Annotated in this window: 17 protein-coding genes; 16 read left to right on the forward strand and 1 reads right to left on the reverse strand. The window is 40.2% G+C overall.

Annotation, left to right across the window (positions count from 1 at the left end):
• Positions 1-651: 651 nt before the first annotated feature.
• Positions 652-1,356: an XRE family transcriptional regulator gene (locus H3V11_RS09815; protein ID WP_198224719.1), complete on the reverse strand. Its 705-nt coding sequence runs from the start codon at positions 1,354-1,356 to the stop codon at positions 652-654.
• A gap of 138 nt (positions 1,357-1,494) precedes the next feature.
• Between H3V11_RS09815 and H3V11_RS09820 the strand changes: the two genes are divergently transcribed.
• From H3V11_RS09820 to H3V11_RS09895, 16 genes are all read left to right on the forward strand, one after another.
• Complete coding sequence (locus H3V11_RS09820) at positions 1,495-1,698, forward strand: carph-isopro domain-containing protein (protein ID WP_198224721.1); 204 nt, start codon at positions 1,495-1,497, stop codon at positions 1,696-1,698.
• Between the two features lie 66 nt (positions 1,699-1,764).
• Complete coding sequence (locus tag H3V11_RS11910) at positions 1,765-2,004, forward strand: helix-turn-helix domain-containing protein (protein ID WP_370570184.1); 240 nt, start codon at positions 1,765-1,767, stop codon at positions 2,002-2,004.
• A gap of 84 nt (positions 2,005-2,088) precedes the next feature.
• Positions 2,089-2,943 (forward strand): hypothetical protein, encoded by an 855-nt coding sequence (locus H3V11_RS09830; RefSeq protein ID WP_198224723.1) that lies wholly within the window; start codon positions 2,089-2,091, stop codon positions 2,941-2,943.
• Positions 2,937-3,752: an ATP-binding protein gene (locus H3V11_RS09835; protein ID WP_198224726.1), complete on the forward strand. Its 816-nt coding sequence runs from the start codon at positions 2,937-2,939 to the stop codon at positions 3,750-3,752. Before H3V11_RS09830 ends, H3V11_RS09835 begins: the two co-directional genes overlap by 7 nt.
• Positions 3,745-4,014, forward strand: a complete 270-nt coding sequence (locus tag H3V11_RS09840; RefSeq protein WP_198224728.1) for a hypothetical protein — start codon at positions 3,745-3,747, stop codon at positions 4,012-4,014. Before H3V11_RS09835 ends, H3V11_RS09840 begins: the two co-directional genes overlap by 8 nt.
• 146 nt (positions 4,015-4,160) lie before the next feature.
• Positions 4,161-4,760, forward strand: coding sequence for a DUF1367 family protein (locus tag H3V11_RS09845; RefSeq protein WP_198224730.1), 600 nt, complete (start codon positions 4,161-4,163; stop codon positions 4,758-4,760).
• A 2-nt stretch (positions 4,761-4,762) separates the two neighbouring features.
• The gene (locus tag H3V11_RS09850) at positions 4,763-5,056 is read left to right on the forward strand and encodes a DUF1364 domain-containing protein (RefSeq protein WP_198224732.1); all 294 of its coding nucleotides are present in this window, start codon (positions 4,763-4,765) and stop codon (positions 5,054-5,056) included.
• A 369-nt stretch (positions 5,057-5,425) separates the two neighbouring features.
• A complete protein-coding gene (locus H3V11_RS09855) occupies positions 5,426-5,566 on the forward strand; it encodes a hypothetical protein (protein WP_198224734.1) in 141 nt (46 codons plus the stop codon).
• 105 nt (positions 5,567-5,671) lie between these two features.
• Entirely contained in the window at positions 5,672-6,112 is a 441-nt protein-coding gene (locus H3V11_RS09860; RefSeq protein ID WP_198224736.1) for a RusA family crossover junction endodeoxyribonuclease, read from the forward strand.
• A gap of 85 nt (positions 6,113-6,197) precedes the next feature.
• Entirely contained in the window at positions 6,198-6,893 is a 696-nt protein-coding gene (locus H3V11_RS09865) for a helix-turn-helix domain-containing protein (protein WP_198224738.1), read from the forward strand.
• Positions 6,894-6,965: 72 nt separating this feature from the next.
• Complete coding sequence (locus H3V11_RS09870) at positions 6,966-7,685, forward strand: hypothetical protein (protein ID WP_198224740.1); 720 nt, start codon at positions 6,966-6,968, stop codon at positions 7,683-7,685.
• Positions 7,666-8,493: a hypothetical protein gene (locus H3V11_RS09875; RefSeq protein ID WP_174830894.1), complete on the forward strand. Its 828-nt coding sequence runs from the start codon at positions 7,666-7,668 to the stop codon at positions 8,491-8,493. Before H3V11_RS09870 ends, H3V11_RS09875 begins: the two co-directional genes overlap by 20 nt.
• On the forward strand, positions 8,486-8,734 hold the full coding sequence (locus H3V11_RS09880) for a hypothetical protein (protein WP_198224742.1): 249 nt from the start codon (positions 8,486-8,488) through the stop codon (positions 8,732-8,734). The genes H3V11_RS09875 and H3V11_RS09880 overlap by 8 nt, the downstream gene beginning before the upstream one ends.
• A gap of 7 nt (positions 8,735-8,741) precedes the next feature.
• Positions 8,742-10,325, forward strand: coding sequence for a hypothetical protein (locus tag H3V11_RS09885; RefSeq protein WP_198224744.1), 1,584 nt, complete (start codon positions 8,742-8,744; stop codon positions 10,323-10,325).
• A 181-nt stretch (positions 10,326-10,506) separates the two neighbouring features.
• On the forward strand, positions 10,507-10,995 hold the full coding sequence (locus H3V11_RS09890; protein WP_198224746.1) for a hypothetical protein: 489 nt from the start codon (positions 10,507-10,509) through the stop codon (positions 10,993-10,995).
• Positions 10,992-12,350: a hypothetical protein gene (locus H3V11_RS09895; RefSeq protein WP_198224748.1), complete on the forward strand. Its 1,359-nt coding sequence runs from the start codon at positions 10,992-10,994 to the stop codon at positions 12,348-12,350. The genes H3V11_RS09890 and H3V11_RS09895 overlap by 4 nt, the downstream gene beginning before the upstream one ends.
• Positions 12,351-12,358 lie beyond the last annotated feature (8 nt).

Genomic DNA, 12,358 nt, shown 5'->3' on the forward strand with positions numbered 1-12,358 from the left:
TAGAAACTTGCAGCACTAGCAATCTGGTCGGGCGATGTTCCCAACAGGCATACTCACTAGCTCGCCCGTATATCAACTTAAAGTACGGAAAAGAATTTAAAGTAATAATTTATAAAAATAGTAAGTTTTCATTACATTTCCTTTCTTTAAAAATTTAATATTAACTTAACTTTTGTTGTTTCATAAATCTATCAAAAATTAATATTTAAAGTCGTTCTCCTTTCATAAAGTTCTTTGGATTTTTAGACTTTTCTGTCTGTAAGTCCTACATGAACTTACCAATTTTGTTTTGGCTGCCCGCTAGGGCTTAACGGCTTGCCAGCAAGCTTTCAAACTTGCCTCGGGCTTTTATATTCCGCTACCCTGAGCCGATGCGGTTGGTATGAGTGAATAGTAAACTAGGAAAATTTAAAAATCAACTAAAAATTGATAATTTTAAATTTCTAAAAATGTAAAAGTTGTTATAAATTTGAATAATAAAGAAATTTTAAATTTCAATTTGATTTAAATTGCTTTTTTGTTAGGTTTTAAGCATATTTAAAAAATAAAAATTTGAATAAATGAGAAAGTTATTTTTAAATTTGTTTCATTTTTGGTATCTGGTGGCCAAAAAAAATGGCCGCATATGCGACCATTAAGTTGATATTTAGTTTATCCGCCACGCCAAACTTTACGACCCAGGATATTAAGTTTATTTTTCTCCGTGATTGGAATAGATATCGTTTCCCATGCCGGATTGATACTAATTAATAATATTTCTACTGCTGTCTTTCTTACTTTTTTTAAGTAAAAACTGCCATCAAAAATAACAGCGTAGACTTCGCCGTCATTAATGATTTTATCCTCAGTATCTATTAACACAATATCCTGATTATCGATCATAGGGGACATACTCTCACCCTGCGCTCGGATAGCTCTTAAATTGTCTGGGTTAATGTGCCTGCTGGTAAACCATGTATTCCTAAAATATATTGGCTCTTCTTCTTTTCTCTGAAGCCATTCAACATCCATAAAGTCATTATTTAAGCTGATATCGTACATATGAATTGGGGTATGCGTATTCGTCTGCACCTGTGCGACTTCGGGCTGAGTAGCATTTAGAGGAATCGCAAGCAGGCCATCATCCACAGATTGATTATCTGCGATTATATCATCGGCCTGTAGCCATAACGGCTTTACCATCAAGGCTTTTGCAAGATTTAGCAATCTTGAAGTTCGCGGTGTAGCTTTTCCGGTTTCCCATGCGTGTACAGTTTGAGGGCTGACATTCATTATCTTTGCTAATTGCAGTCTCGACATTCCTGTTCTAATTCTTGCCAGCTCTATTCGCTTGTGAATTGTGTTTGAGTTGTTCATTAATATTCCTAGCGTCTCTTTTAGTTTCAAACAATGTAAATTGCTATATTATTCACGTCAATAATCAGGTTTAAGTTGATTTTTTACAATAAAGTATTTATCATCTTTAATCAATTAAAACTTGAGGAAAATTTAAAAATGATTGATATTATCCAGAATATCATTCATCAGGCCGGCGGACAGGCTGCGCTGGCCAGATTAATGGGCGTGTCTGCACAAGCAGTCCATCAATGGAAGAAAAAGGGCTATATCCCACTTAAGCAAATTCCAATAATTCTTAAGAATTTTCCATCTATTACATCTGAGCAATTAGTTGAGGCGTATAAGAATGCAAACAATTAAATGCAAAATAATTTTTATTATTCAGATAAATAAAGTCTTAATTAATTACGATTAATCGTTTTTATTGTGAAAGAAAATGTTATTAACAACAACGAAAATTATTCACAAAGCAAGCAGATTTTAGATTACCTACAGGCAGGAAACGCTTTAACGCTCTTAGAAGTCTTGCGCAAATTCAATTGCCTGAGACTGGGTGCGCGTATCTACGATTTACGACAGCAAGGCTATGTCATCAATTCATTAATCATAAAAGATGACATATTAGGGAAACGATACGCGCGTTACTCACTGGTTAGCTTAAATTAAGGTGAAATATGAGTATTAAATCAACGTCCAATAGGACAACTCAGATTTTGAATAATCAAGATACAGAAACAGCAGAGGTAAGTTATGGCTGTAGTTAGAACAAAGCGTGAGGATAAATTTACGGTGGTTGGTAATATAATTTTTCAGCCCGGCAAATTATCTTTTGATGCCAGAGGATTGTTGTGTACTTTACTTTCAAAACCGGATGACTGGTCAGTAATTGTTAAAGCTCTGGAAAATGAAACTAAAGGCTGCCGGAAACATTCAAAAACAGATGCGTTATACGCAATGCTGAAAGAGTTGAAGGAAGCAGGCTATGTAATCATGAAACGAAGATCGACTGGTGAGGTTGATTATTTAGTTTATGATACTCCGCAAATTACAAACTCCGAGGCTGCCAGTGATGATTTAAGCGAAAATCCCAATAGGGAAAATCCCAAACAGGAAGAATCCCCGACAGGCGAAATCCCCGACGGGGAAAATCCCTGTGCATTAATAAATACTAATACTTCTAACAAAGAAAAGAATAATAATAATAAAAATATAAATAAACCCGAAAAACCCGAAAAACCCGAAACAGCCAAAAAAGCCAAAAAAGCCATAAATCAGAAAAATTGGAATGAAGGCATGAAGCTACTCTTGGCTGAAGGCATAGATGAACAGATTGCCAGTGATTTTATTGCTATACGCAAAGCAAAAAATGCGCCTCTCACTCAAACGGCGTTAGATGGAATCAAACGAGAAGCGAATAAGGCTAAGTTAACGCTTGAGAATGCTTTACGAATATGCATAGAAAGAAACTGGCAAGGGTTTTCTGCTTCGTGGTTATTCGAAAGCCATAATCAAACTCAATCAACTAAGCCAAGCGTTAAAAACAACCCTAAGCCTAGCGTTAAAGAAATTCCAAAGCATACGGAAGGAGGCGTGCTGTCATGGTAGAAACAAACGAATGGACAACAGTAAACGAAATACTGGATAAATTACCGCAATTCGCAGTGACGAAAAAAGATATTGTTACATGCAGTAAGCATGGCAGATATAAACAAACAACATACCAAAGCGGCAGGATAACTAATTGCCCTGGTTGCGAACGTGATAGCAAAAAAAAGCGAATTGCAGATGAAAATAAGAAGCTGAAGGAAGCAGAGAAAGAACGTAAAAGCAGGCGGATTGATGAGCTTCTAGGCAATTCCGGTATTCCTAAACGCTTTCAAGGTAAAACGCTTGACAACTATAAATCGAACAGTCAAAAGCAAAAAGAGATAATTAACAACGTTGAAAAATTTTTAAAAGAATTTAAAGAGCCTCAAGGACATTCCGGACGTTGTTTAACAATGATTGGCAAAGCTGGTACAGGCAAAACACATCTTGCCTGCGCGGTGGCTTCACATGTCATTAAACACTATGGTGGTACAGCGAGATTTTCCAGTGTTTCAGAAATCAACAGACTGGTTAGAGAATCAAAAAGCTACAACACCAAATATTCAGAAACGGAAATTATCGAAGCGTTTGGAAATTACGACCTGCTGATAGTTGACGAGGTAGGCATTCAATCGGGCACAGACGCGGAAAGCCGGGCGTTGTTTGATGTTATTAATGCTCGTTATCAGAACATGAATCCGACCATTTTTATTAGCAACCTGAACAAAGACCAGCTCAAGGCTGCGCTAGGTGAACGAATTTACGACCGCATAAAGGAAGGCGGTGGAGTAATTCTTGGTTTTGACTGGGATTCTTATCGTGGCTAACTTAAAACTAGCTTTCTGGGTGTGGGTATTTATATGGGTGGACACGCTAAAGGCAATATTTAAGCCTATCTGGGATGGAATCATAAACTTTAAAGGATTTATAGAAGCCAATGGTGTATTTGCTCCTGTTATCTTGATATTTATCCTGTTTTTCCCGTTTTTGGCAATTCCAATTATTTGGTGCGGAATGGAGAAAAATAAAAATAAAAAGGCAATGAAAGCATTCATTCGGGATGTTGAGAAGCGTAGAGGTAAAAAATGAAAATTAAATATATCAAAGAGGCAGCGCATGTGTGGTTGCTTTCTATGACTGAGGGCAACAAGAGATGAATGCTGATCTATTTGGGACGTATGAAGGAATCGAGCACTTCATATTATGAACAATATCACTCATGAGGAATTTTAATCATGGAAATAGTAGCAGTTAAGGCGGTTGATGGCAGCTTCCGACCAGTTACAGCGATTGATGCCGATAGTCTCAAGCAAGTTAAGATTGGCCAACCGGTAAAGATACAAGTAACAAGACAAAAAGACCGGAGCCTGCCTCATCACCGTTTATTTTTTGGTGGCTTACTGCCTTTTGCTTTTGATTACTGGCAACCGGCAGGCGGAGTTATCACCCCTAAAGAACGGGCTGTGGTGCTGTGGGTAGCAAAGAGGCTGGATAAGTTCGCCGGTAATAAAGGCATTATTGTTAAAGCCGCAGAGGAAGCACTTAACTTACTGGCTAAAAAGCGCGCCGAAAAACTACCCGTTATAGACAAAGACATTAATTCATTTCGTCGCTGGCTAACTATTGAAGCCGGATATTTTAATATTTGCGTAACACCGGCTGGCGTAGTGAAAGAACCTAAATCAATCAGTTTTGCCAGTATGGATCAGAACGAGTTTAACGCCTTCTATAAAGCCTGCTTCACCGTTTGCTGGAACATGATTTTATGTAACCGCTTCTCTAGTGAAGATGAGGCGCAGCAGGCTATTGATGAGCTTTTATCTATAGGAAATTAATCATGAGCAAAATAACCCGATCAGCACGAGGACAGCAATGTCAGGTGCGCATGCCCGGTATTTGTAACGGTAATCCTGAAACAGTGGTTTTCGCTCATTACAGGTTGGCAGGCAGTTGCGGTACCGGAATTAAACCCAGTGATCTATTAGGCGCATACGCATGCAGTGCCTGCCATAATGAGGCGGATAGAAGAACAACGATACTGGATAAAGAAACCGCGCGCCTGTGCCACGCAGAGGGGGTACTGAGGACGCAACTGCTATTGAATGCAAATAATCTGATACAAATAAACTGAGGTAGAAAAATGGAAGTTGAAAGAGTTGACTTTACGCACACTGGCTGGTTTTTGTTTTGCCCTGTATACATCGCTCCAAATTTTGAAAATCCAAGAATAATCTGTAGATATAACCTTACATGGCTGCATAAGATTGCTGTCGTAATATTCAAAAAACTGATCATACCTCTGTATGTATTCAAGGCTCAAGATTTAAAGCAGCCTATACTGGGTAATCTTACTATACGGGTTAAGCTTATATACGGAATAAGAAAATTAAAAAAGCCAATAACGGGTTTCATAAAGATAGATGCAGATGCAAGTTAAGCCGGCTATGGAGAAAACATGTATACATCAATAGACCACTGCGACCATAGACAGGAAGTAAAAATGAATAACCAAATTACCACTGAGGATGTAAAAGATATTCAGCAACTGCTTATGCCAGAGACCAGAATCATAGGTATGGGAACAATTAACTTGATTCTGCAAGTCGAAGCAGGGCTTCTGGCTGGTACGGAGCTTGAATAATATTACGGCCAAACGTAGGCATAAGAAACGTATGCCGCCTACGTTTCGTAGGCATACGATGGCAAATATTCGAAGTTGTAAATGTTTTAAATTAGTAGGTGAAATATGAGTAATTTGCAGTTTGTAATAGATGGTCCGCCTCATGGGAAAGCACGTCCGAGAATTACCCGATCAGGCCATGCTTATACACCGGAAAACACAAGAAAGTATGAAAAACTGATCAGGGATGTAGCGTCTCTTGCTGCATACAGCCAAGGATGGAAAATAACCGATGAAGCTGTTGCAGTATCAATCTGTGCCAGATTTCCTATACCTGAGAGCTGGACAAAAAGAAAAAAACAAAAGGCTTTGTCAGGTGAACTGCACCCGGTAAAAAAACCGGATAGCGACAACATCACAAAAGCAGTTCTGGATGCCATGAACGGCATTGTCTATAAAGATGATGTTCAGGTTATAGATATACGGGTAATCAAACAGTATTGCACTACCGGACAAAGACCGGGCGTGGATGTAGAGATTAAACCGGTTATTACGAAAGGAGCATAACTTTCAAATTTACAAACAAATAATGAATAACTGAATGGTGCAATTGGTTTTCGTTATGGTTATGGTAGTTTTAAGAAAGTTGAGTATGAAGCAGTATCCTGTAGGTGATGTCCACAATGCTGAAGAAGTAGTTTTCGCAACTACCGGCAGTCCGAATAAGCAATTAGCAAAAAATCAGAAACGCGAACGCGTTTATGCGATGAGCAACCTGATCGGTCAGCGTCTTTTATTGATACGAAAACAAATCGGATTAAGTTCAAGAGATGTTTGTGACAAAGTACCGGGCCTCAATAAATCTCATTTCAGTGAGTGGGAAAACGGAAAAAAACCGATACCGATTTACTGGTTAGTTCAACTGGCTGAATTATATGGTGTCAGCCTTGATTATCTCGTTGGCTTTATCAGTGAAGATGAAGAAACCAGAGCCGCTTTTCATATCAAACGAATCATTATCCAGTCCAGCCAACAGTATCTAGCCTGTCTTGCAGATGCTATGGATACTGAAATGAAAAATTATCTCCTTATTATTTCCTCACAGCAGCAGACACTCAAACTATCCAGACAGTTATTGGATGCCATAAATCGAATGATTGAACTGAATCCTGAAGAATGGCCAGATTTGCGTAACGGTGCAAAAGTGGAACATTTAATAAATGAGCTTTCCGCTTCTTTAAAATCTACAGAGACAGTTACCCGGCAAATACAAACCGCTAAAGAACAGCGCGCGCAACCGTATCTTAAGGATGATCTGTTCAGTCAGTTGAATGTGTCAGAACAGTGAAATACTGAAAAAAGAGACACGCTATTACGCGCGCGCGCGAGCCATCAGTAATAAATGCACTGCGAGACAGTAATGGAAGTAAAAAAGCCACCCCGTACGAATAAAGCAAAATCTAAACCACCGGCAACCGGTAAACGTACCCAATCTGCAAAAACTAAAGCAGCAGCGACTAAAAAGAACTCACTGGAAAAGGGAGTGGAAGAGGTTGCCAGAATAATAGAAGAACGTAAGAAACAGCAGCGGTTTAGTCCTGAATTGTTCTTAACAATACTGGATGAATGGCTGAAAGTAGATGAGGAAACAGGTGAATTCAGAACGTTAAGTGATGTTCTAAGGCTGCCCGGTATGCCGACAAGAGCAACCTTTTATCGCTGGATGGCAGAGGATAAATCAGGCTTCTTGTCTGAATTATATAACACGGCCGGCCAAGCGCACATGGATGAAATGCATGATGAACGAATCCGTGTAGCACGCGATTCAAGCACTGATATTGTAATGAAAGAAACTTCAGACGGTAAATTAATACCGGATGAAAACGTGAAGTCTGTTTTACGTTCACAACTGATAATCAAATCAATTGAATGGACATTATCCCGTCTGGGCAGAAATACATACGGCAACAATATCAGTGTTGAAACCAAAGTGGATGCTTCACCAGAGGCACTTGAAGAACTGGCGAAACTTGGTGCAGAAAACCGCCTACAGGCTGCCCGAAAAGCTCAGGAACACAGAATGCTGATCGCACAAGAAGTGCAAAATATGGAGAATTCTAATGAAGAAATTTATAACTGATTTTGTTACCTCCAGAATTCATGCCAAATTTCGGGAATTGAGTATCGGGGACATTATTGACTTATGCAATATTCCGGTTGAGTTCAATGAAAGAGGAATTACCAGAGCACTAGAGGGTATTGTTACGGACACCAGTCTGCCCGTAAGTGAATGGACTGCACAGGAACGCTATGCAGCCATGATTCATTATTACTATAACGTTAACTTCACTAACCTGAATATTGTGGTAGATGAAGATTCCGGCGCAACTATAGAAGATTACCTGATAACAGATAAAGATTATCCGGTAAAAGCACCAGGTTTACTGGCTGAACCGCATGAACAGCCGTTTTTAAAATATGAATTTGTTCTTGATGCTGATTCTGATGAACCTGATAGGTTATGGATGCTGCCTCTTACTGGTGAATGGATGGAAGCCATTGAACGGGTTGTACTAGGCGGTTATATCAAAAACACCACCAATAAGACCGAAGTATGGCGTATTGCCACAGCAGCAGCACAGATATTGCCGCTGAATATTACGTTTAATCAGGCACTGGAAATAGCTGGTGTCAGTATAGATAAATATATAACAGACAATGCCAATCTGATTCTATCCATGAGTGAAACTCATTATGAAGAACTGATGCAGGCATTTGATGCCGGTACTCAATATCTGGACCATATTGTTGCTTTACGCGAATGCGATTCCGGCTTCTGTCTGGAATGTCAGAAAGAAGGAGGTGAGGATGGCATGCCGTCCTTCCGGTTTCTCTTTAATGCCCTGTTCAATGAAGGAGCGCGTCAGTTATGGCAAAGAGATGCGTGAAATGTTTGCACAATGTTGTCTTGAACTGAAAAACAACTCTTATCAGGAAACACTCAGTCTAACTGTGACTGAGGTTATTGGGTTGACACAAACGTCTGAATGGCAGAATGCCGATAAGAAAAGCCTCGAACAGCAGCGTTTTGAAGCCATACTGTCTGTGATTACCGGTGCAGCAAACTCTATAACCAAAACTATTGGAAATGCTTGTCAGGCAATCATAAAAACCATAGCGGGCAGATAAGCAGTTCATGAGTCGTAAGGTTTCAATAATCAATCTGCCGGTTTATCACGAGTTCGTGAAACGTTATCAGAATGACCTGGTCGGATTCTGTTTTGATATATGCGGGTTGTCTTTAACTCCGGATCAGCAGAAACTGGCCATAGCCATGGAAGACCCGCGTGCAAAAGTATCCGTAGTTTCAGGTACCGGTACCGGTAAAACTGCGGCCGTTGCCTGTATTTGTCTGTGGTTTCTTACCTGTTTTCCTGTTTCTGTTTATGACGGTAAGCAGGAAATAGGTTCCAATATCTATGTTGGTGCAGCGGCTTTACAGCAGGTAGCAGACGGTGTCTGGAAAGAAATGACAGACCGCTTAACCCACATGAAATCAATTCCCGCACTGGACTGGCTAACTCAACGTATAAATGATCAAACAGAAAGCTGGTATATCACTGGCTATAAGAAAACATGGTTTATTCATAAAATTGCGCTTGGTAATTCTGATTCAGTTGCTATTGCCGGTAAACACCGCTTTAATCAGCTTGTAATTGTCGACGAAGCCACTGGTGTTTCGGATAGTCATTTTGCTGTGATTATGGGTACGCAGACACAGGACTGTAATAAAACCTTATTGCTCAGTCAGGGAACTAAAACAGTAGGTTTTTTCTATAAGACACATCATGAACTCAGTTATTTAAACAAGCCTGATGATGGCTGGGTCAATCTGCGCTTTAATTCGGAAGATGCGCCGCATGTATCATGGAAATGGATAAAGGACCGGATACAAGAGTGTGGTGGTCGTGATTCGGTAGAATACCGTATCCGTGTACTGGGTGAGTTTGCCGAAGATGAGGAAAAAACCCTTATCAACCGCCGGATGATAAATCGCGCACTGAGACAGAATAAACCTATCATAGGGGAAGATGAACAATATGGCTGGTTTTTGCTATGTGACGTTGCAATGGGCGAATATCGTGACTATTCCGTCTGTGTGCTGGCTAAAGTCATTGGTAATGGTAATGCCCGCCGTGTAGAGTTTGTCTCCTTGCTGGTGTACAGCAACAGTATTGATATGCGCCAGTTCAGAGGAAGAATCATTGAGGAGTATCAGAAACTTTCAAACGCCCGTGTTTTGGTTGATGCCGGTGGTAACGGGTTGCAGTTGTGCAAAGATCTGGAAGATGAGGGTGTGGATGTGCAACGGGTAAGCTGGGGAAATCCGTGTTTCAAAACAGAAAATAAAAGCCGGTTTATTAATCTGCGGGCACAGGCTATGGTCGGATTACGAGATGCTATCAGAGACGGCCGGTGTAAATTACCGCATTTAGACGGCAAGATAAAAGAAACCATGATTTATCAGGCCACCCATTTACCATATTCATTTACAGAAAAAACCCGATTTCAAATGATGAGTAAGCAAAAGATGCGCGAAAAGGGTATTCCATCACCCGATATCATAGACTCATTCAGTTTCGCTTTTCTTGAGCGTGTGCATTATAACGTCAGTGACAGAGCTGGCGTATTTGGTAATAAACAGGAAAAACGCCGAGCTTTACGTGAACAGCTCAGAAAACAGAGAGAACAGAAAGAACTGGCAGCCGCCCAGACTTAACAAAATACCTACAGCTAATCCGTATCCGATTAATCCCTACTATTTATTCAATCCTCATTTTACGGTGTCTGAGAAATTTCAGACACCGTGTTTTTATGTCCTCTAAGCAAGGGAACACCGGCAAATTCACACAGTTGTATAAGCAATAATTTGTTCAGGATTTGTATCAGGATTAAAACTAATGAATAACACATTATTTACATGGGAAGATCTAACAGATAACCCTAAAACAGCACCAAAAAAGCTGCTTACTGCTTTCAAGCGAGCCGGTGCCAATATTGCTTCCTCATGGGTTGAGGGCAATTTAAAGCGAGAAAACGGTATCTCTTATCGTCAGATATATCTGGTATTCGATGACAGTCAGCAAGTAGTTCTACGGGTTAAACAGTCTGGTGACGTTTTTCAGGTGAAACTTAATAAAAAGGTGATACCGCTTAAGGAACAGGATGATATTAAACGGGCCATTATCGAAGTTATCAAAATCGTAGATCAGAACTCAACTAAGTTTCAGCGTGCACAGAGCAGAAAAAAGATTGAACTGCCGAAAGGAATGAAATCAACACAAAAACGTAAAGAGATTCTGTTTGCTGAAGAAGAGGAAATGCTAGATCGTGCAATAGCAGAGAAAAGGGCAATATTAGCCAATATCGATGTGACGGAGGCCGCATGAATTACACCACAGACATAAAAGGTTTACTGACCAGTTATTACGGTATGCCGGTAAAAGTGGAAGTTCCTATTGGCGGCTATCGCATTAAGCCCGGAGTAATACCTGTTTATATGGCTAATGCCAGCTATGGCGAGTTTTCTGATACCAAAGGCACAGATGGTGAGCCTGTTGATTGTTATATAGGGCAGTTTCCTGATTCAAATACGGTTTATATCCTGAATCAGCGAAGCAAAGATGGCGGCTTTGATGAGCATAAAGTCATGCTTGGTTTTTTATCCGAAGAGGATGCTGCGTCTGTTTATACAGAATGCACCAGTTTCATACCGCTAAGTATTGTTTGCTGTACAGCAGCACAGTTGAGCTGGTGGCTTAAATATGGCGATAAGAAAAAGCCGGCCACCATTGAATCACTTCCTTTTGATACTGATAGCGAGAATGCCATGGAACAAAATTTATTCGACTGGGAAGACCCCGATATTGCAGCAGCCAGAGCCTTATATGATATGCGGCATACTGATGCGGATGAACAATTACTGGAAGCACCTGTATTTGATTCTGTAATAGAAGAAATAATCTATAACGAGAAGGGCGAGATGGTCGTTTTAGATGCACTGGTAGTGCCTCAAGTCAAACTAGAAAAGACCGCAGTTACATTCGGCCGTGTTTTTAATCGTTGCGGTGATGATTCATTACAGGTTGCACCAGAAGGTGTACAGATTTCAAAACCATTCAAAAAAAACGGTACTACCAATGTTGCTATGGTGTTTGAGCTTACTGATGGACAGGTTATTACTTGTTTTCTGCACAATCCGGATAAAACACCGAATCAGTTAAAACCTGATGACAATCTGATTGCATGGCGGTGGATGCTCAATAAAAAAGATATCACTATTCTGGTCGCACCAGAGAATGGCAAAGATCAGCATATTAATGAAATCGGTCGTCGTACCATGAAACTGGCAAGTAAAAACAGCAAGCGTTTTACAGAGGCAAATGCACAGCGGGCAAAGCGTGAGGAAAATCTTCGCGTTACAGAAGAAAGGATTGCCGCTAAAAGGGAGATTCTTAAGCAGTTAACAGATCAGATTAATAGCTTTAAACAGATCCAACAACAGGCGAAAGATTCAGAAAAAACGGCACCAACCACAGAACCGGCATCTCAAGATGATAAGCAATTTTTGCAAAATATTATTGCCGGAACCGAAGACATAACAGCACCTGATTTTGATACCAGATTAGAACAAATTGCCCGAATTTATGAAGGTTCAGGAAATGCAGAGATGGAGAAATTACTAGTAGACGCAATGAATGCTTATGCTGAGCAGACAGATGCGCTCGATAAGTTATCCGCTTAATTAGTTTT

The sequence above is a fragment of the Snodgrassella sp. W8158 genome, assembly GCF_016100435.1.
Lineage (GTDB): Bacteria > Pseudomonadota > Gammaproteobacteria > Burkholderiales > Neisseriaceae > Snodgrassella > Snodgrassella alvi.

Excerpts from the sequence above, each read along its gene's own strand:
- H3V11_RS09815 (WP_198224719.1), bottom strand. The coding sequence starts at position 1,356 with ATGAACAACTCAAACACAATTCACAAGCGAATAGAGCTGGCAAGAATT.
- H3V11_RS09820 (WP_198224721.1), top strand. The coding sequence starts at position 1,495 with ATGATTGATATTATCCAGAATATCATTCATCAGGCCGGCGGACAGGCT.
- H3V11_RS09830 (WP_198224723.1), top strand. The coding sequence starts at position 2,089 with ATGGCTGTAGTTAGAACAAAGCGTGAGGATAAATTTACGGTGGTTGGT.
- H3V11_RS09835 (WP_198224726.1), top strand. The coding sequence starts at position 2,937 with ATGGTAGAAACAAACGAATGGACAACAGTAAACGAAATACTGGATAAA.
- H3V11_RS09845 (WP_198224730.1), top strand. The coding sequence starts at position 4,161 with ATGGAAATAGTAGCAGTTAAGGCGGTTGATGGCAGCTTCCGACCAGTT.
- H3V11_RS09850 (WP_198224732.1), top strand. The coding sequence starts at position 4,763 with ATGAGCAAAATAACCCGATCAGCACGAGGACAGCAATGTCAGGTGCGC.
- H3V11_RS09855 (WP_198224734.1), top strand. The coding sequence starts at position 5,426 with ATGAATAACCAAATTACCACTGAGGATGTAAAAGATATTCAGCAACTG.
- H3V11_RS09860 (WP_198224736.1), top strand. The coding sequence starts at position 5,672 with ATGAGTAATTTGCAGTTTGTAATAGATGGTCCGCCTCATGGGAAAGCA.
- H3V11_RS09865 (WP_198224738.1), top strand. The coding sequence starts at position 6,198 with ATGAAGCAGTATCCTGTAGGTGATGTCCACAATGCTGAAGAAGTAGTT.
- H3V11_RS09870 (WP_198224740.1), top strand. The coding sequence starts at position 6,966 with ATGGAAGTAAAAAAGCCACCCCGTACGAATAAAGCAAAATCTAAACCA.
- H3V11_RS09875 (WP_174830894.1), top strand. The coding sequence starts at position 7,666 with ATGAAGAAATTTATAACTGATTTTGTTACCTCCAGAATTCATGCCAAA.
- H3V11_RS09880 (WP_198224742.1), top strand. The coding sequence starts at position 8,486 with ATGCGTGAAATGTTTGCACAATGTTGTCTTGAACTGAAAAACAACTCT.
- H3V11_RS09885 (WP_198224744.1), top strand. The coding sequence starts at position 8,742 with ATGAGTCGTAAGGTTTCAATAATCAATCTGCCGGTTTATCACGAGTTC.
- H3V11_RS09890 (WP_198224746.1), top strand. The coding sequence starts at position 10,507 with ATGAATAACACATTATTTACATGGGAAGATCTAACAGATAACCCTAAA.
- H3V11_RS09895 (WP_198224748.1), top strand. The coding sequence starts at position 10,992 with ATGAATTACACCACAGACATAAAAGGTTTACTGACCAGTTATTACGGT.